Genomic DNA, 17,371 nt, shown 5'->3' with positions numbered 1-17,371 from the left:
GCGCTCGGCAATACCCCGAACCGGCCGAGGGAGAGCGGCTAGCCTGAGGTCAGCGGCTGGGGAGGTCACGCGTATGGAGCGCGAGTACGTCGTCATCGGGGGCGGGATCGTCGGGCTCTCGACCGCACTCCACCTGCTGCAGCGCCGGCCCGGGGCCGGCGTGGTCGTCCTCGAGAAGGAGCCGGCGCTCGCCACCCACCAGACCGGGCACAACTCCGGGGTGATCCACGCCGGCATCTACTACGCGCCCGGCTCGCTCAAGGCCCGTCTCTGCCGGGCCGGCGAGAAGGCGACCAAGGAGTTCTGCCGGGCACACGGCATACCTGCTCTGACCATCGGCAAGCTCGTCGTCGCCACCTCCGACGTCGAGGTGGCGCGGCTGCACGACCTGCGCGTGCGGGCCGGCGAGAACGGCATCGACGTCGAGCCCGTCAGCGGGTCGCGGCTGCGCGAGCTGGAGCCCTACGTCAGGGGCCTCGAGGCGCTGCTCGTCCACAGCACCGGCATCGTCGACTACCGCCAGGTCAGCCGGGCGATGGCCGAGGAGATCCGGCTCGCCGGCGGCGAGGTGCGCACCGGCATCGAGGTCAGCGGCATCCGTGAGGACGACGAGGGCGTGCAGGTGCTCACCGAGCACGGGGTGCTCACCGCCCGGCACCTCATCGCCTGCGCCGGGCTGCAGGCCGACCGGGTCGCGCGGATGGGCGGCCTCGACACCGACTTCCGCATCGTGCCGTTCCGCGGCGAGTACTACGAGCTGCCCCCGTCGCGGGCCGGGCTGGTCAAGCACCTCATCTACCCGGTGCCCGACCCCGACCTGCCCTTCCTCGGCGTGCACCTCAGCCCCACGATCGACGGCCGCATCACGGTCGGGCCGAACGCCGTGCTCGGCCTGGCCCGCGAGGGCTACCGCAAGAGCCAGGTCTCGCTGCGCGACGTCGCCGACTACGCGCGCTTCCCCGGCATGTGGAAGGTGGCCCGCGCCAACCTGCGCACCGGAGCCGTCGAGGTGCGCAACTCGCTCTCCCGCCGCGGCTACCTCGCCGAGTGCCGGCGCTACTGCCCCGACCTCACCCTCGACGACCTCCGGCCGCACGAGGCCGGCATCCGCGCCCAGGCGGTGATGCACGACGGCACCCTGGTGCACGACTTCCTGCTGCGCGAGAGCCGTCGGCAGCTGCACGTGGCCAACGCACCCTCCCCCGCCGCTACGTCGGCCCTGCCCATCGGCGAGATGATCGCCGAGCGCGTGGTGGGGGCACGGGCGTGGTGACGGCGACACCCGCGGCTGCCGTCGCGGGACTGCTGCTCCTGCTCGCGACGGGGTGCACGGGGACGGCGCCTGCGGGGGGCCGCCCCGGCGACACCACGAGCACCCCGGCGACGGCTGCCCCGACCGGCACCGCCGGTGCCGGCGGCGGCACCGGCGCCGGCGGCGGCGGCGGCGGCAAAGCCGCCCGGCCCGCCACGATAATCTCCGTCGGCGACATCGCCCAGTGCGGCAACCGGGGTGACGACGTCACCGCCGACATCACGGCCAAGCTGCTGAGCGGCTCGCCCGACGCCGCCGTGCTCACCCTGGGCGACCATGCCTACCCCGACGGCTCCGCCGAGGATTTCAGGACCTGCTACCACCCCAGCTGGGGCCGGCTCACCCCCCGGGTGCGGCCTGCCGCCGGCAACCACGACTACGACACCCGCGACGCCGCCGGCTACTTCGCCTACTTCGGCAAGGCCGCCGGCGAACGCGGCAAGGGCTGGTACTCCTTCAACCTCGGGAGCTGGCACCTCGTGGCGCTGAACTCCAACTGCGACGAGATCGGTGGCTGCGACGCCGGCTCCGCGCAGGGTCGCTGGCTGCGCGACGACCTGGCCCGCAACCGGAGCCGGTGCACCCTCGCCTACTGGCACCACCCGCGGTTCAGCTCGGGCTGGCACGGGTCGAGCGACCGCACCGCAGACTTCTGGGACGCCCTCGCCAAGGCGCGCGCCGACATCGTGCTCAGCGGCCACGACCACGACTACGAGCGGTTCGCGCCCCAGCGGCCGGACGGTGGAGCGGCCCGCGACGGCATACGGCAGTTCGTGGTCGGCACCGGCGGCGCCGAGAGCCGCGCCTTCGCCGACCGCGCCCCCAACAGCGAGCGGCGCATCACCGGCGTCCACGCAGTGCTGCGGCTGCAGCTCACCGACGGTGGCTACGAGTGGGCGCTCGTCGGCGCCGCCGGCGCCAGCAGGCCGCTCGACGCCGGCAGGGGCACCTGCTCCTGAGCCCCGGCCGCCCGCGGCGCCCAGCGGCGCCACAGCACCGACGAGCCCGCCGCCAGCGCCACCGACAGGATCGTGAAGCCGACCACGCCGCGCACCTGCAGGTGGGTCGGCATGGCCAGCATGGTCTCCTCGTCCAGCCTCGTCACCCACCAGAGCACCACGGCCGGCACGACGATGGCCAGGGCGCCCAGCACACGAAGCGCCAGGTGGCGACGGCTGAACGCCAGTCCCCCGATGGCGAACGCCGGCACGAAGGGCACGCCCGGCCCGGCGAGCAGCATCAGTCCCGGGAGGACGGCCAGCAGCCACCAGCGCCGGGCGCCGACGGCCTGGGCGGCCGCCACCGTGCCGAGCCCCGTGCCGAGCAGTCCCGCGAGGCCGACGATGAACGCGCTGCCCGCCCAGCTGAAGCTCGGGTCGGTGCTCACCAGGCGCATGAACACCCGGGCACCGATGCCCCATAGCACCCCGAGGCCGGCTCCGACGAGCGCGCCCCTCAACACCGGGTGGCGGCTTCCGCCGGGGACGAGTGATTCCTGCAAACGGCTCATGGTCGAGTCCTTGCTCGTAAGAAGATGTCTGACACTGCAACCGACGGTGCACCGGCGGCGGCGGGCGACAGCCGAAACCTCTTTTTATTTCTGGGTATCCGGTGTCACCCACCTCGCCGCCTGCATCGTCTGTCGAGGTGATGGAGGCTGTGGGCGTGCTCGCTCGGGGGGCACAGCAGGACGGGTCCGCGCAGGGCGTGGACCCGCTCGTCGTCACGCTCTTCACCACGGAGGCTGCTCGTCTGGTGTCCCTCGCCCGCTTCTTCGTCGACGACCGCACCGCCGCCGAGGACCTCGTCCAGGAGGCCTTCATTCGGCTCGCGCGCAGCTCGCACCGCATCCACGACGAGGCGCGCGCCGCGGCCTACCTGCGCTCGATCGTCATCAACCTCGCCCGCGACCACAACCGCCGCGGGCTGGTCTCCCTGCGCCACCGGCCGCCCGCCGTCGAGGACGAGCCCTCGGCCGAGGAGCAGGCCACCGGGCGCGAGTCGCGCCGCGAGGTCGTGGCGGCGCTGCGGGGCCTGCCGAAGCGGCAGCGCGACTGCGTGGCGCTGCGCTACTACCTCGAGCTGCCCGTTCCCGAGATCGCCGAGACGCTCGGGCTGTCGGTCAACTCGGTCAAGACCCACCTGCAGCGGGGCCTGCGCGGCATGGCCGCCGCGCTGCAGGACAAGGCTGTGCTGCCTGAACAGAGGGCGCCGCAGGAGATGGGAGAGGCGCGATGAGCTCGCTCGAGGACCGCCTGCACGAGGCGCTGACCGGGGACGACCCCGGCCGCACCCTCTCCCCCGACCTGTTCGCCCGGGTCGTCGGCAGCATCGACGACGACCGCCGCCGCCGGCGCCGCCTCCGCCGCACCGCCACCGCCTGGGGGGTCGGCCTCGCACTGGCCACCGCCGGCGTCATCACCCTGCAGAGAGAAGGAGTCGGCATGCCCTGGTGGGTTCTCGAGATCGCGACGACCCTCGGCCTGGTCGCCATCGCCCTGTGGCTCGGCCCGTTCATCAAGCGCTTCGGACGGGCCTACGCCGCCGACGTCTTCCACGACAACCCGCTCACCGGCAAGAGCTACATCGTGCTCACCGACGTCGTCTACTACCTGATCTTCGCGGCCTACATCCTCTTCACGGTGCGCTTCGAGCCCGACAACTCGTGGTCGCACACCAACCTGGTCACCACCGCCACGGCCGGGCAGCTGAAGTTCGAGGTCGAGCGCATCGGCGGCATCCTGCTCATCATCGGCGTGCTGCACGGCCTCAACATCGTGCTCATGCCCGTGCTCGGCCGGCTGTTCTCCCTCAACCGCCGCCTCCCCGACAAGGTGGGCAGGCTCTGAACGCCCGCCGCCCGGCACACCCACCACCACGAACGACACCGCGCCGCCCCCTCGTGAGGGGGCGGCGCGGTGTCGTGTGTATGCCGGGTGGTCCCGGCCGTGCCTCAGATCGAGTCGGCGGTGGTGGCGTAGCCACCGGCCGGCGTCTGCACCTGCGAGACGTCGATCGTCTCGATGATCTCCCGCGGGGCGGCGAAGTGGCACGCGGAGGGGTGCTCGCCCGCGCCGTCCGGCCGGTTGACCAGCTCGGGGACGTCGACCTTGCACTTCTCCTGCGCCTTGAAGCACCGGGTGTGGAAGCGGCAGCCCGACGGCGGGTTCGCCGGCGAGGGCACGTCACCCTGCAGGACGATCTGCTCGCGCTTGTTGCGCAGCGTCGGGTCGGGCACCGGCACCGCCGACAGCAGCGCCTGCGTGTAGGGGTGCGTCGGGCGCGAGTACACCTGGTCCTCGTCGCCGATCTCCGCCATCTTGCCGAGGTACATCACACCGACCCGGTCGGAGATGTGCCGCACCACCGACAGGTCGTGGGCGATGAAGACGTAGGACAGGCCGAGCTCGTCCTGCAGCTTCTCCATCAGGTTGACGACCTGCGCCTGCACCGACACGTCGAGCGCCGAGACCGGCTCGTCGCAGATCAGCACCTTCGGGTTCAGCGCGATGCCACGGGCGATGCCGATGCGCTGGCGCTGGCCACCGGAGAACTGGTGCGGGTAGCGGTTGATGTGCTCGGGGTTGAGGCCCACGAGGTCGAGCAGCTCCTGCACCCGCTTGCGACGACCCTGCTTCGGCACCACGTCGGGGTGGATGTCGAAGGGCTCCCCGATGATGTCGCCGACCGTCTTGCGCGGGTTCAGCGACGTGTAGGGGTCCTGGAACACGATCTGGATGTCGCGACGCAGCTTGCGCATGGCGCGGCCACGCTGGCTGTAGACGTCGACACCGTCGAAGATGAGGGAGCCCGAGGTGGGCTCCTCCAGGCGCATCAGCAGGCGGCCGAGGGTGGACTTGCCACAGCCGGACTCGCCCACGATGCCCAGCGTCTCGCCCTTGTAGAGCTCGAAGCTGACGCCGTCGACGGCCTTGACGTGCCCGACCGTCCGACGCAGCACGCCACCCTTGATCGGGTAGTGCTTGACCAGGTCGGTCGCGGTCAGAATGGCCTCAGCCATTGAGGACCTCCTCGGAGAAGTGGCAGGCCGCCTCGCGGCCGGGCAGGACCTCCCGCAGCTCCGGCCGGTCCTGGGTGCAGACCGGCTGGGCGTAGCGGCAGCGCGGGTTGAACGCGCAGCCCGGCGGGATCCGCATCAGGTTCGGCGGGAGACCACCGATCGCCGCGAGGTTCTGGCCCTTGAGGTCCAGGCGCGGGATCGACTCGAGCAGGCCCTTGGTGTAGGGGTGGGCCGGCTGGCGGTAGAGGTCGTAGACGTCGGAGCGCTCGACGATCCGGCCGGCATACATGACCGCGATCTTGTCGGCGACGTCGGCGACCACGCCGAGGTCGTGCGTGATGAGGATGAGCCCCATCTGGCGCTCCTCCTGCAGCTCCTGCAGGAGGGCCATGATCTGCGCCTGCACGGTCACGTCGAGCGCCGTGGTGGGCTCGTCGGCGATGAGCACCGCCGGGTCGAGCGCGATGGACATCGCGATCATGATGCGCTGGCGCATGCCGCCCGAGAACTGGTGCGGGTAGGCCTTGACCCGCTCCTTGGCCGCCGGGATCTGCACCCGCTGCATGAGCTTGATCGCACGCTCGAGGGCGTCGGACTTGTTCATGCCGCGGTGCTGGCGGAACATCTCGGCGATCTGCCAGCCGACCGGGAACACCGGGTTCAGCGACGACAGCGCGTCCTGGAAGACCATCGAGATCTCGGGGCCCCGGGTCTTGCGACGCTGCTCGTCGGGCATGGTGAGCAGGTCCTGGCCGCAGTAGCGCACCTGGCCGCCGGTGATGCGGGCCGGGGGCATGTCGAGGATGCCCATGATGGCCTGGGCCGTCACCGACTTGCCCGAGCCGGACTCACCGAGGATGGCCAGGGTCTCGCCCTGGTAGAGGTCGAACGAGACACCGTTGATGGCCTTGGCCACCCCGTCGTCGGTGTGGAACTCCACGAAGAGGTCGTCGACCTCGAGCAGCAGACCGTCCTTCGGCTTGTAGGCCGAGTCCGCGGTCGCCTGCCGGCGCGCTTCGCCGCGGGTGGCGGCGGTGCTGGATTCAGTGGTTGTCATGTGCGTCTTTCTCCCGACTCTCGGACTCAGCGCGTCTTCGGGTCGAAGGCGTCACGCACGGCGTCGCCGAGCATGATGAAGGCCAGGACCGTGAGGCTCAGGAAGAGGCTCGGGAACAGCAGGATGTGGGGGGTGGTCCGCAGCGCGACCAGGGCGTCGGAGATGGAGACGCCCCACGAGATCGCCGGCGGGGTCAGGCCGATGCCGAGGAACGACAGGGTCGCCTCCAGCGCGATGTAGACACCGAGGTTGATCGTCGCCACGACGATGAGCGGAGCCATCGCGTTGGGGAGGATGTGCGAGCGGATGATCCTGATCGGGCTCGCACCCAGCGCGCGGGCAGCCTGGACGTAGTCGTTGGGCTTGACCTGCAGCACGCTCGAGCGCATCAGGCGCGTGAGGCCCGGCCAGCCCAGGATCGTCAGCGCCAGCACCACCTTGAAGACCACCACGAGGTAGGCCGAGTTGGCGTCGTTGGGGAACGTCGACATGAACAGGATGCCGCCGAGCAGCAGCGGGACGGCCAGGAAGACGTCCGTGATCCGGGAGATCAGCGTGTCGCCCCACCCGCTGGAGAAGCCGGCGACGACGCCCAGGAGACCGCCGAGGATGACCGTGCCGATCGTGGTGAACACGCCGACCAGGATCGAGGCGCGGGCGCCGTAGATGGTGCGGGCGTAGATGTCGTAGCCCTGGATGTCGCGGCCGAACCACGCCTCGGAGCCCGGGCGCATGCGGGCGTCCTTCAGCACCGCCTCGGTGGGGTCGGTGGAGGTGAACAGCTGGGGCACCGCGGCCATGACCACGAAGAGGGTGATGAGCACGACGGACACCCAGAAGATCGGGTTCTTCTTCAGCTGGCGCCAGGCGTCGGAGGTGAGGGAGCGTGCGCCGCCCTCGGTGGCATCCGCGACGTGGGTCTCCTGGCCGACGGCGATCGTGGTGGCCTCAGTCATGGCTGATCCTCGGGTCGAGCACGCCGTACAGGAGGTCGACGAGCAGGTTGGCGAAGAGGTAGACGACGACCAGCGCGGTCACCGTGCCGACGACGGCCACGCCGTCACGGGCCCCGATGCTGCGGAAGAGGTAGCCGCCGACGCCCTGGATGTTGAAGATCCGCTCGGTGACGATGGCGCCGCCGAGGAGGGCGCCGATGTCGACACCGAGGTAGGTGACGACGGGGATCAGCGAGTTGCGCAGCGTGTGCAGGCCGACCGCGCGGCGCCTGGTGAGGCCCTTGGCGATGGCGGTGCGCACGTAGTCGGCGCGCAGGTTCTCGACCATGTTGGTGCGGGTCAGGCGGGCGATGTAGGCGACCGACGCGGAGCCGAGCACCAGGGAGGGCAGCAGGAGCTCGTAGAACGTGGCCTGAGGCGAGACCGTGACCGGGAAGAGGCCGAGCCGGACGCCGAGGAACATCTGCAGCGTCGCGCCGATGACGAAGATGGGGATGGAGATGACGAAGAGCGTGCTCACCAGGACGAGGTTGTCGATGAACCTGCCCTTGCGGATGCCCGCCAGCACGCCCGCGAAGATGCCGATGACGGCCTCCCACGCGATGGCCATGAGGGCCAGCTTGCCGGTCGTGACGTACCGCTTGGAGAGCTCCTCCTTCACGGGGATGCCGTAGAAGTTGGTGCCCAGGTCACCCTGGGCGAGCTTGCCCAGGTACTTGCCGTACTGGATCAGCAGCGGGTCGTTGAGGTTGTGCTCCTCGCGGAACTTCGCGACGTAGGCCGGGGAGCACGGACGCTCACCGCACTTGCCTGCCGTGGGGTCGCCGGGGAGGGCGAACACCATGGCGAAAATCAGGAACGTAGCGCCAAGAATCACGGGGATCATCTGGAGCAACCGCCGCACGATGTACTTGCCCACGTCACCTCCTAATAAATCTGACGCACCGGTGCAGGGGTGGGACCGGGTGCGTGGTCGTGGGAACCATCCGCCTTCAGCGACCGGGTGCCCGTGGGCCCCGTGACTATCTCGACCTAGACAACATAGTCCGCTTGGCGGGGGTCAGCGTAGGACAGGATAAGCCCTCCGCCGAGCAGGTCGTTCACCTGCTGTTGGGCAGGTCGTCCACCTGCCGTCGAGCAGGTGTGTCCACCTGCTGATGAGCAGGCCATCGGCCTGCCAGCTGCTCGAGCTGGCAGGCCGATGACTTCACTGCTGTCACCTGTGTCCAGGTGTTTGCCTCACTTGACGGAGACGGACGACCAGTCGATGGTGCCGAAGGCCGTGATCTTCACGCCGGTGACCTTGTCGGACCAGCCCATGGTGGCGGTGGAGTACCACATCGGGATGGCCGGGAAGTCGTTGGCGAGGAGAGCCTCGGCCTCCTGGTACTTCTTGTTGGCCTCGGCCGGGTCGGTGGCGGCAGCAGCCTCGACGAGCAGCTTGTCGAAGGCCGGGTTGCTGTAGTCACCGTCGTTGGACGACGCGCCGGTCTTGAAGATCGGAGCCAGGAAGTTCTCGATCGACGGGTAGTCCATCTGCCAGCCGGTGCGGAACATGCCCTTCATCTTGCGCTCGCCGATCTGCGTGCGGAAGGTGGAGAAGTCCACGACCGGGGTGGCGACACAGTCGACACCGAGGGCGCTCTTGATGGAGTTGCAGGTCGCCTCGGTCCAGCCCTTGTGGGAAGCGTCGGCGTTGTAGGACAGCGTGATCTTGCCACCCTTGAAGCCGCCGGCCTCAGCAAGCTTGGCCTTGGCCTTGGCCGGGTCGAACTTGCAGAACTCGCCACACTGGTCGGCCTTGTAGCCGTCCACGACCGGGGAGACCCAGCCGGTGGCGGGCTTGCGGGTGTTGTTGAAGATCTGCTTGATGATGGTGTCGCGGTCGATCGCCATGGAGATCGCCTGACGCACCTTCGGGTCCGCGTAGTTCGGGTCGACCTTGGTCGGCGGGAGGGTGATCGTCTGGATGACACCGACGGCCTTCTGCGCGTTGCGGTCAGGCAGGTCCGTCTTGTACTTGTCGTCGATCTGCGCGCTGGACGGGACCTCGTCGGTGATGTCCAGCTGGTTGGCGATGACGTCGTTGTACGCGGCGTCAGCGTCCTGGTAGATCTTGAAGTTGATGCTGTCGACCTTGCCGGCGAACTTGCCGGAGTACTCGGCGAACTTCGAGAGCTTGATCTCGGTGTTCTTGGTCCAGACGTCGACCTTGTAGGGGCCCGCGCCGATCGGCTTCTCGCCGTAGGCCTTCGGGTCCTTGAAGAAGGCGTCCGGGAGCGGGGCGAAGGCGGTGTAGCCCAGGCGGACCGGGAGGTTGGAGACCTTCTCGGTGGTCTTGATGGTGAAGGTGTGGTCGTCGACGACCTTCAGACCGGTGAGCTTGTCAGCCTTCGGCTTGGCCTTGCACTCCTCGTCGGAGCACTGCATGTCACCGAAGCCCTCGATGGGCTCCATGAAGTAGCCGGAGGACTGGGCGTTCGGGCCGTAGGCGCCGTAGTTCCAGGCGTCCACGAAGTTCTTGGCCTTGACCTCGGTGCCGTCGTGGAACTTGTAGCCCTTGACGAGCTTGACGGTGAAGTTCTGGTTGTCCTCGGTGGTGATCGACTCCGCGATGTCGTTCTCGGGAGCAGCGGTCTCCGGGTTGTAGTGGACCAGCTTCGCGGTCGAGGCGTCCAGGACGTTGCCACCACAGGTCTCGGTGGTGTTGGTGGGAACCAGCGGGTTCTCGGGGTTGCAGCCCCGGACCGTGATGGCTCCGCCGGTCTTGCTACCGGCAGCACCGGTGTTGGCCGCTTCGCCCGACTCGCCACCGCCACACGCTGCGGCAAGCAGCGCGGCGGCAGAGATGCCAGCGAACGTGGCCACCGTGCGAGTAGTTCCTCGCATGGATGTCCTCCTACGTAAGGTCAGCCCGTTCAGGTCGAACGGTGGGTCCGGACGCGCACCGGGTGGAGCGCAGCCCTGTAACGCTCAAGGCGTCGTTGTGTGGACCCCATGAAAGAGCAGACGCAGCCCAAATGCGACAACCCCGACGAAGCCGAAATCGAAACGTGACCGACTTGTTGGCCAATCGCTGCCGAACCTGCGCCGTGGCGTCGCGACGTGCGCAAAAAGAGTGGGCTAGCCCCCGGTCTGCTGCACGATGCCGCTCCAGACGGCCTCGCTGCCGGAATGACCGGTGCGGACCGCCCAGTAGAGCGCCGCGGCCGCGACGACCAGGGTCAGCACCGCAGGAAGCCGCTCCGGCACCGCGACGTCCCGCGTGCGCAGGGCCTGCACGAGCACGGACGCGAAGAGCAGGGCCAGGGCGAAGAAGGGCAGCACGTCGGCGACCTCCGCGTGCTCCTGCGCGACCTGCCCGCCCATCCGCTGCTGCAGCGCCTGGCCGCTCTCCTTGGCCACGAAGGTGAGGGCGGCCGTCCCCGCGTTGGCGACGACCACGGCCCAGCCGACGACCCGGCTCAACCTGGGCAGGAACGCCCACGCCGTCGTCACCACCGTCATCAACGGCAGCAGCACCACGACACCGTGCACGACGAGCGCGTGCACCGGCAGACCGAAGACCGTGTCGAACACCGTGGCCGCCTTCCCTCTCGGTGGTTCCCTGCGCAGACGCTAGCCCTCGCGGTGCGCCGGCGGCCACGCCCGACACCTGTGAGTTCGCTGGGAGCCGGCCACCCGGCATACGACCGCGTGTCGGGGCAGGTGCACCACCGCCGCCCCGGGACGGGCTAGTTTGGCAGCGTGGCCACCTATGACGATGACCTCCGCCTGGCGCACGTGCTGGCCGACGCGGTGGAGCGGATCACCATGTCGCGCTTCCGTGCCGAGGACCTGACGGTCGAGTCCAAGCCCGACCTCACGCTCGTCAGCGACGCCGACAAGGCTGCGGAGGAGCTCGTCCGGATGCAGCTCAAGCGCACCCGTCCACGCGACGCCGTCGAGGGCGAGGAGTTCGAGACCACCGGCCACGGACCCCGCCGCTGGGTCATCGACCCCATCGACGGCACCCACAACTTCGTGCGCGGGCTGCCGGTGTGGGCGACGCTGATCTCGTTGGTGGACAACGAGATGCCGGTGCTTGGTCTGGTCGCGGCCCCGGCGCTCGGGCGCCGCTGGTGGGCCGCGAACGGGTCGGGCGCCTGGTCGGGCCGCAGCCTCGCCGCCGCCAAGCGCGTGCACGTCTCGAAGGTCTCGCGCGTCGAGGACGCCTCGCTGTCCTACTCGAGCCTCAAGGGCTGGCGCGACGTCGGCCGGCACGAGGAGTTCCTGGCGCTGACCGACGACTGCTGGCGCACCCGGGCCTACGGCGACTTCTGGTCCTACATGCTCGTCGCCGAGGGCGCGGTCGACATCGCAGCAGAGCCCGAGCTCGCGGTCTACGACATGGCCGCGCTGGTGCCGATCGTCACCGAGGCCGGCGGCCGGTTCACCTCGCTCGCCGGCAAGCCGGGCCCGTGGGGCGGCAACGCCGTGGCCACCAACGGCCTGCTCCACGACGAGGTGCTGGCGCGCATCGGCACCGCGTAGCCCCTGCTCTCCCCTCCCCCGAGTCGAGGTAAAAACGCCGGTGTTTCCCGGCGTTTCCACGTCGAACCGGCAGCCGACCAGCAGCGTCACCGGCGGCGGAAGCGGGCGTGCGCCTGGCACACCTGGTCCATGAACGCCTCAGGAGCCAGCCGCAGACCCAGCAACGTCATGCGGAGCACCCGGTCCCCGCGGAGGACGACGGCGTTCTGCCGGAACTGGTCGTCCGTCGCGGCCAGTCCCCACGTGTGCTGGGCGCCGTCGATCTCGACGACGAGGTCGGCGTCGTCCCACCGCACGTCGAGGTGGACCCTGCCCTGAGGTCCTCGCTGGACCACCTGTCGACTCGGCTCCGGCAGGCCCCGGGCGCGGCAGAGTGCCGCGAAGTCGAGCTCGCCGAGGGACTGTGCGCCGTCAGCGATGTCACGCGCGATGAGAGGGATGAACCGTCGCCGGGTCCGCCCACGAACCCGCCTGGTGGCGTCGACCAGCTGGTCGCCGGTGATGATCCGTTGCTGCACGGGCATCACCATCAGCAGCGCCGCCTGCCGGTCGCTGACCGCCCAGTGGGCCGCCCTGACAGCCGCCACTGCAGGTGTGGTTCGCGGTATGCCGCCCTCCACCAGCCCCCCCGCGCTGCGCCGGATCACCTTGTGCACGCGAACCCCGGACACCTCGGTCACGGTGGCAGTGTGCTTGACCGACACGTGGACCCGCTCGTCCGCGAAACCCACCAGGCCCGCCGCCTGGAGAGCGCTCACGCCGTCGAGGGCGGCGACCCCGAGACCCACCTCCCATACGGCCCGCCATCGCCGAGCCTCCTCGCCGAGGTGGGAGGTGTGCAGGGCGACGGTCTGGTGGCCGTGGCAGCTCCACCGGTCGGCGACCACCTGACGGGCGACGGCGTCGCGGTCCCACCCGTGGCGACGCAGCTCGGCGCGGGAGAGGACCCCGTCATGGGCCACGGCCCTGAGGGCAGCGCGAGGAGTGCGTCGCGTCGTCACCCGTGAAGGGTCGCCGAGCCCGCGCCGCTGTCCTGGCCGCTGTCCACAGCCCCGCCGGTTGCCCTCTGGTTCGACGTGGAAACGCCGGTGTTCCCCGGCGTTTGTACCTCGATCGGGAAGAGGGTGGGGGGAGCTAGTTGGGGACGACCGTGACCTCTCCCCTGCCCAGCTCCTTCAGCTGGTCGGCATACAGGCCGGCGTCGCCCACCACCACCACGGTCCACTGCCCGTCGACCCAGCGGCGGTAGGCCTGAACGAGCGCGTCGCCGTCGAGCGCCTGCATGGCGAGCAGGTTGTCGGTGGTGAACTGCGTGGTCAGGCCATCGAGCGCCATCGTCGCGGCCTCGTCGGCCACGGCGTCGGCGGTGGCGTAGCGACCCGGCGCGGTCTTGCTGATGAAGTCGATGCCCGCGCGGACCTCGGCCTCGTTGAAGCCCTCTCGGCCCGACTCCAGGATCTCCAGCAGCAGCTTCACCGACTCCACGGTCGAGTCGGCGCGCACCGAGCCGTTGGTGAGGAAGAGCCCGCCGCGGCGCCGGGGCCGGAAGCTGGACCGGATGCCGTAGGTGAAGCCCTTCTCCTCGCGCAGCACCGCGTCGACGCGCGCGTTCGGGGAGCCGCCCACGACGAAGGCCAGGACGGGGTATGCCGCCCAGCCGCCTTCCGCGCGGCGGTCCGGGCCCGCGCAGCCCACCGAGAGCTCGCTCTGCACCGAGCCGGGCCGGTCGACGAGCACGATGCGTGCGGCGTCGGCCGCGCGGGCCGGTGGCTCGGCGCTCGGCTCCGCGACCTCCTGGCCGTCGGTGCGCCACTGCCCCAGCGACTCGTCGGCCAGGGCCGCGACGTCGAGGTCCGTCAGATCGCCGGCAACCACGACGGTCATCCCCTGCGGCCCGATGAACCGGCGGTGGAAGTCGACGAAGTCGTCGCGGGTCAGCGACGAGACCGTCTCGTGGCTGCCGGCACCCGGCCGGGAGGCGCGCTCACCGCTGTCGAAGAAGGTGGCGATGAACTCGCGGGCGGCCCGGTGCGGGGCCATCGCCCGCTCCTGCTCGATCTCGGCCAGACGCGTCTTGACGTGCCGGGTCACCTCGGCCTCGGGGAAGACCGGCTCGCCCAGCGCCTGCTGGAGCAGGTCGAGCGCCTCGCCGAGCCGCCGCTTGGGCACGTCGAGGTCGACGCTGAGGCCGCTGTCGCTCATCCCGGCGCCCATGGCGATCCCCTTGCGCTCGAGCAGCTGGGCGAACTCCTCGGAGGTGTGCCGCTTCGTCCCCTCGTCGAGCAGCCGCGCGGTGAGCGCCGCGACGCCCTCGCGCTCGCGCGGCTCGACGGTGAGCGGCAGCGGCAGCACGGTGCGCACCGAGACGACGTACTGGCCGGGGATGTCGTAGGCCAGGAGCGAGATGCCGTTGGACAGTGTGTGCCGCTGCGGCTCGGGAAACGCCCACGGCTGGGGCGGGACGACCTCGGGTCGGGCGCTCACGCGGCCTCCTCCTCCACGGCGACGAGGTGCGCCACGACGGCTCGGTTGTGGGGGCGCAGCCACGTCTGGGCCATCGCCTGGACCTGCTCGGCGGTGACGGCGGTCAGCCGGTCGAGGTAGGTGTTGATGAACTGCGGGTCGTCGTGCAGCAGGGTGTGCTGGCTGATCGCGTCGGCCCGCTCCTCCTGGCTGGCGAGGGCGTGCAGCCACGAGCGCTCGGCCTGGGCCAGCGCCGACTCCATCTCGACGTCGGTGGGTCCCTCCTGCGCGAACCGCTCGAGCTCCTCGAGCGCCCGGGCCTCCACGGTGTCGGGGTCCTGGCCGTCGGCGATGTCGAGCACGATGAAGCCGAGCGAGACCCCGTCGACGAACCCCATGCTGTGGGCCTGCACCGCGTTGGCCACCTGCTCGCGGCGCACCAGGCGCTGCACCAGCCTGGAGGTGGTCAGCCCGCCGATGACGTCGAGGGCCAGCGAGGCGGCGAAGAACTCCTCGGTGTTGTCGACCGGCAGGCGGAAGGCCATGTGCAGCCGGTCGTTGGGCACCTGGTCACGCCGCTCGAACCGCACCGGCTCGGTGATGGGGCCGAGCTGGTCGTGGTTGGACCGCTGCGGCTGGGCCGAGGCCGGCAGCTCGCCGAAGTAGCGCTCGGCTGCGGCGAAGCCCTCCTCCGGCGTCAGGTCGCCGACCAGGGTGAGCACGGTGTTGTTGGGGCCGTAGTAGCGGCGGAAGAACGCGTGCACGTCCTCGAGGCTGGCGGCGTCGAGGTCCTCCATCGACCCGATCGTCGGGTGGTGGTAGGGGTGCTCGGGCGGGAAGACCGTGGCGTAGGTGTCGATGAGCGCGTTGCCGTAGGGCACGTTGTCGTAGCGCTGCCGCTTCTCCTCCTTGACCACGTCGCGCTGGTTGTCGAGGTTGGCCTGGTTGACGGCGTCGAGCAGGTAGCCGTGCCGGTCGGCCTCCATCCAGAGGGCGAGTTCGTAGGCGCCCTTGGGGACCGTCTCGAAGTAGTTGGTGCGGTCGAACCAGGTCGTCGCGTTGAGCCGGCCGCCCTCGGCCATGAGCCGGGTGAAGTGCTCGCCGCTGGCGACGTTGCGCGAGCCCTGGAACATCAGGTGCTCGAAGAGGTGGGCGAACCCGGTGCGACCCGGCGCCTCGTGCCGAGACCCCACGTTGACCCAGAGGTTGACGGTCACGTTGGGCACGCTCGTGTCGGGTGAGACGACCACCCTGAGGCCGTTGGCCAGGGTCTTCTCGTGGATCGGGTAGTCCAGCGCCATGGCGACACCCTAGGTGACACGTGCGCCCCAGACGCGACCACCGCGGCGCACTCAGCACAGGTTGCTGCCGCAGAGGCATGTAGCAACCTGCCCTGGCGGCAGCAACCGCTGCTAGCAGAAGTTGCTGCAGGGGGTGGGGGTGGTGGTGGGGGAAGGCGGGGGTCAGGAGGAGCGGTAGGCGCGCTCGCGGGCCTCGGCCACCGACAGGTGCTCGGGCTTCTTGTCCCCGGGCACCCTGGGCAGCGACGGGGAGTACTCCTCGCCCAGGTCGGCGATCGCGTTGCGGGCGAAGACCTGCTGCTCGGTGACCGTGCGCTCGGCGCGGCCGCGCCCGAGGAAGCTGACGGCCCAGTGCAGCAGTGTGGTCAGGCGGTGCTTGAACCCGATGATGTAGACGAGGTGCACGGCCAGCCAGAGCAGCCAGGCGACGAAGCCGCCGAAGCGGAGCTTGCCGATGCTCGCCACGGCGCTGAACCGCGAGATGGTCGCCATCGAGCCCTTGTCCTTGTACTCGAACGGGCCCTTGGGCGGCTGGCCGGCGAGCCGGCGCTTGATCTGCTCGGCGGCATACCGGGCGCCCTGGATCGCCACCTGGGCCACGCCCGGGTAGCCCTTGAGCGCGGCCATGTCGCCCACCACGAACACCTCGGGGTGGCCCGGCAGCGTCAGGTCGTCGTTCACCTTCACGCGCCCGGCCCGGTCGACCTCGGCGCCCGACTGCTCGGCCAGCATCTGGCCCAGCTCGGAGGCCTGCACGCCCGCGGCCCACACCTTGGTGACCGACTCGATGCGGCGGCGCTGGCCGCTGCCGTCCTCGACCTCGATGCCGGTCGAGTCGACGCCGACGACCTTGGCGCCGAGCTGGACCTCGACCCCGAGCTGCTGGAGCTTGCGGGTGGCCTTGGCGCCGAGGTCCTCGCCGAACGCCGACAGCACCTGGGGTGCGGCGTCGAGCAGGACGATCCGCGCCCGGCTGGGGTCGATCCGGCGGAAGTCGCGCTTGAGGGTGCGGTGCGCGAGCTCGGCGATCTGGCCCGCCATCTCGACTCCGGTCGGCCCGGCGCCGACGACCACGAAGGTCATCAGCCGCTCGATCTCCTTGGGGGTGCTGGCCAGCTCGGCGGTCTCGAAGGCGCCGAAGATGCGACCGCGCAGCTCGAGGGCGTCGTCGATGCTCTTCATGCCGGGGGCGTAGCGGGCGAAGTGGTCGTTGCCGAAGTAGGACTGCCCGGCCCCGGCTGCGACGAGGAGCGTGTCGTAGGGGGTCACGGTGTCGCGGTCGAGCACGCGCGAGGTGACCGTCTTCGCCTCGAGGTCGATGTGGGTGACCGTGCCGAGGATGACCCGGGCGTTCCTCTGCCGGGCGAGCACCTCACGGGTGGCCGGCGCGATCTCGCCCTCGGACAGGATGCCGGTGGCCACCTGGTAGAGCAGCGGCTGGAACAGGTGGTGGGTGGTCTTGGCGACCAGCGTGATGTCGACGTCGGCCCGCTTCAGCGCCTGCGTCCCGAACAGGCCCCCGAACCCGGACCCGATGACGACCACCCGGTGGCGCGGGGTGGCTGATGACTCCTGCGACGGCATACGGTCACTCTCCTCTTCACGCGAAAGGACGGCCACCCCACCAGGGGTGCCGTCCTCGCTGACGCCATGGGTGCACTCGCGTCAACAACGCTAGGGCAGCCCGTATGCCGTTCCCGGCCGCGCGTGCGCGGGGTGCGACGCGCG

16 protein-coding genes are annotated in these 17,371 nt (G+C 70.2%); 5 read left to right on the top strand and 11 right to left on the bottom strand.

All coding sequences use genetic code 11. The annotated features are described in order from the left end of the window. Window positions 1-73: 73 nt before the first annotated feature. Both lhgO and P0Y31_RS14265 read left to right on the top strand, forming a co-directional pair. Window positions 74-1,273, top strand: coding sequence for an L-2-hydroxyglutarate oxidase (gene lhgO, locus P0Y31_RS14270; RefSeq protein WP_275870478.1), 1,200 nt, complete (start codon window positions 74-76; stop codon window positions 1,271-1,273). Then, window positions 1,270-2,271, top strand: a complete 1,002-nt coding sequence (locus P0Y31_RS14265; protein ID WP_275870476.1) for a metallophosphoesterase — start codon at window positions 1,270-1,272, stop codon at window positions 2,269-2,271. The genes lhgO and P0Y31_RS14265 overlap by 4 nt, the downstream gene beginning before the upstream one ends. On the opposite strand, the gene P0Y31_RS14260 is transcribed toward P0Y31_RS14265, so the two are convergent. Further along, window positions 2,199-2,822 carry a hypothetical protein gene (locus P0Y31_RS14260; protein ID WP_275870474.1) on the bottom strand — a complete coding sequence of 208 codons (624 nt, stop codon included), beginning with the start codon at window positions 2,820-2,822 and terminating at the stop codon, window positions 2,199-2,201. The two genes, P0Y31_RS14265 and P0Y31_RS14260, sit on opposite strands and share 73 nt — an antisense overlap. A gap of 155 nt (window positions 2,823-2,977) precedes the next feature. On the opposite strand from P0Y31_RS14260, the gene P0Y31_RS14255 reads away from it, so the two are divergent. Both P0Y31_RS14255 and P0Y31_RS14250 read left to right on the top strand, forming a co-directional pair. Then, on the top strand, window positions 2,978-3,550 hold the full coding sequence (locus tag P0Y31_RS14255; RefSeq protein WP_275870472.1) for a sigma-70 family RNA polymerase sigma factor: 573 nt from the start codon (window positions 2,978-2,980) through the stop codon (window positions 3,548-3,550). Beyond that, complete coding sequence (locus P0Y31_RS14250; protein ID WP_275870470.1) at window positions 3,547-4,161, top strand: hypothetical protein; 615 nt, start codon at window positions 3,547-3,549, stop codon at window positions 4,159-4,161. The genes P0Y31_RS14255 and P0Y31_RS14250 overlap by 4 nt, the downstream gene beginning before the upstream one ends. A gap of 104 nt (window positions 4,162-4,265) precedes the next feature. On the opposite strand, the gene P0Y31_RS14245 is transcribed toward P0Y31_RS14250, so the two are convergent. The 6 genes from P0Y31_RS14245 to P0Y31_RS14220 all read right to left on the bottom strand — a co-directional run bounded on the left by P0Y31_RS14245 (window position 4,266) and on the right by P0Y31_RS14220 (window position 10,925). Beyond that, on the bottom strand, window positions 4,266-5,333 hold the full coding sequence (locus tag P0Y31_RS14245) for a dipeptide ABC transporter ATP-binding protein (RefSeq protein WP_275870468.1): 1,068 nt from the start codon (window positions 5,331-5,333) through the stop codon (window positions 4,266-4,268). Continuing rightward, window positions 5,326-6,390, bottom strand: coding sequence for an ABC transporter ATP-binding protein (locus tag P0Y31_RS14240; RefSeq protein ID WP_275804476.1), 1,065 nt, complete (start codon window positions 6,388-6,390; stop codon window positions 5,326-5,328). Before P0Y31_RS14240 ends, P0Y31_RS14245 begins: the two co-directional genes overlap by 8 nt. A 26-nt stretch (window positions 6,391-6,416) precedes the next feature. Then, window positions 6,417-7,346 carry an ABC transporter permease gene (locus P0Y31_RS14235; protein ID WP_275870466.1) on the bottom strand — a complete coding sequence of 310 codons (930 nt, stop codon included), beginning with the start codon at window positions 7,344-7,346 and terminating at the stop codon, window positions 6,417-6,419. Further along, complete coding sequence (locus P0Y31_RS14230) at window positions 7,339-8,265, bottom strand: ABC transporter permease (RefSeq protein ID WP_275870464.1); 927 nt, start codon at window positions 8,263-8,265, stop codon at window positions 7,339-7,341. Before P0Y31_RS14230 ends, P0Y31_RS14235 begins: the two co-directional genes overlap by 8 nt. A gap of 320 nt (window positions 8,266-8,585) precedes the next feature. After that, window positions 8,586-10,214 carry an ABC transporter substrate-binding protein gene (locus tag P0Y31_RS14225; protein WP_275870462.1) on the bottom strand — a complete coding sequence of 543 codons (1,629 nt, stop codon included), beginning with the start codon at window positions 10,212-10,214 and terminating at the stop codon, window positions 8,586-8,588. A gap of 255 nt (window positions 10,215-10,469) precedes the next feature. Further along, entirely contained in the window at window positions 10,470-10,925 is a 456-nt protein-coding gene (locus P0Y31_RS14220) for a DUF2231 domain-containing protein (RefSeq protein WP_275870460.1), read from the bottom strand. Between the two features lie 168 nt (window positions 10,926-11,093). On the opposite strand from P0Y31_RS14220, the gene hisN reads away from it, so the two are divergent. Then, window positions 11,094-11,879, top strand: coding sequence for a histidinol-phosphatase (gene hisN / locus P0Y31_RS14215; RefSeq protein WP_275804486.1), 786 nt, complete (start codon window positions 11,094-11,096; stop codon window positions 11,877-11,879). An 86-nt stretch (window positions 11,880-11,965) separates the two neighbouring features. Here hisN and P0Y31_RS14210 read toward each other — a convergent pair whose 3' ends face one another. The 4 genes from P0Y31_RS14210 to P0Y31_RS14195 form a co-directional block, all read right to left on the bottom strand. Continuing rightward, window positions 11,966-12,841, bottom strand: coding sequence for a hypothetical protein (locus tag P0Y31_RS14210; RefSeq protein ID WP_275870458.1), 876 nt, complete (start codon window positions 12,839-12,841; stop codon window positions 11,966-11,968). 172 nt (window positions 12,842-13,013) lie between these two features. After that, entirely contained in the window at window positions 13,014-14,363 is a 1,350-nt protein-coding gene (locus P0Y31_RS14205; RefSeq protein ID WP_275870456.1) for a pitrilysin family protein, read from the bottom strand. Continuing rightward, a complete protein-coding gene (locus P0Y31_RS14200) occupies window positions 14,360-15,643 on the bottom strand; it encodes a pitrilysin family protein (RefSeq protein WP_275870454.1) in 1,284 nt (427 codons plus the stop codon). Before P0Y31_RS14200 ends, P0Y31_RS14205 begins: the two co-directional genes overlap by 4 nt. Window positions 15,644-15,805: 162 nt before the next feature. After that, on the bottom strand, window positions 15,806-17,227 hold the full coding sequence (locus P0Y31_RS14195; protein WP_275870452.1) for an NAD(P)/FAD-dependent oxidoreductase: 1,422 nt from the start codon (window positions 17,225-17,227) through the stop codon (window positions 15,806-15,808). Window positions 17,228-17,371: the final 144 nt, after the last annotated feature.

The sequence above is a fragment of the Knoellia sp. 3-2P3 genome (assembly GCF_029223115.1).
In the GTDB taxonomy this organism is placed as follows: Bacteria; Actinomycetota; Actinomycetes; order Actinomycetales; family Dermatophilaceae; genus Pedococcus_A.
Note: the sequence above shows the minus strand (reverse complement) of the source record. Positions and strands in the feature narration are given on the sequence as shown.

Excerpts from the sequence above, each read along its gene's own strand:
- P0Y31_RS14250 (WP_275870470.1), top strand. The coding sequence starts at position 3,547 with ATGAGCTCGCTCGAGGACCGCCTGCACGAGGCGCTGACCGGGGACGAC.
- lhgO (WP_275870478.1), top strand. The coding sequence starts at position 74 with ATGGAGCGCGAGTACGTCGTCATCGGGGGCGGGATCGTCGGGCTCTCG.
- P0Y31_RS14200 (WP_275870454.1), bottom strand. The coding sequence starts at position 15,643 with ATGGCGCTGGACTACCCGATCCACGAGAAGACCCTGGCCAACGGCCTC.
- P0Y31_RS14245 (WP_275870468.1), bottom strand. The coding sequence starts at position 5,333 with ATGGCTGAGGCCATTCTGACCGCGACCGACCTGGTCAAGCACTACCCG.
- P0Y31_RS14240 (WP_275804476.1), bottom strand. The coding sequence starts at position 6,390 with ATGACAACCACTGAATCCAGCACCGCCGCCACCCGCGGCGAAGCGCGC.
- P0Y31_RS14195 (WP_275870452.1), bottom strand. The coding sequence starts at position 17,227 with ATGCCGTCGCAGGAGTCATCAGCCACCCCGCGCCACCGGGTGGTCGTC.
- P0Y31_RS14235 (WP_275870466.1), bottom strand. The coding sequence starts at position 7,346 with ATGACTGAGGCCACCACGATCGCCGTCGGCCAGGAGACCCACGTCGCG.
- P0Y31_RS14260 (WP_275870474.1), bottom strand. The coding sequence starts at position 2,822 with ATGAGCCGTTTGCAGGAATCACTCGTCCCCGGCGGAAGCCGCCACCCG.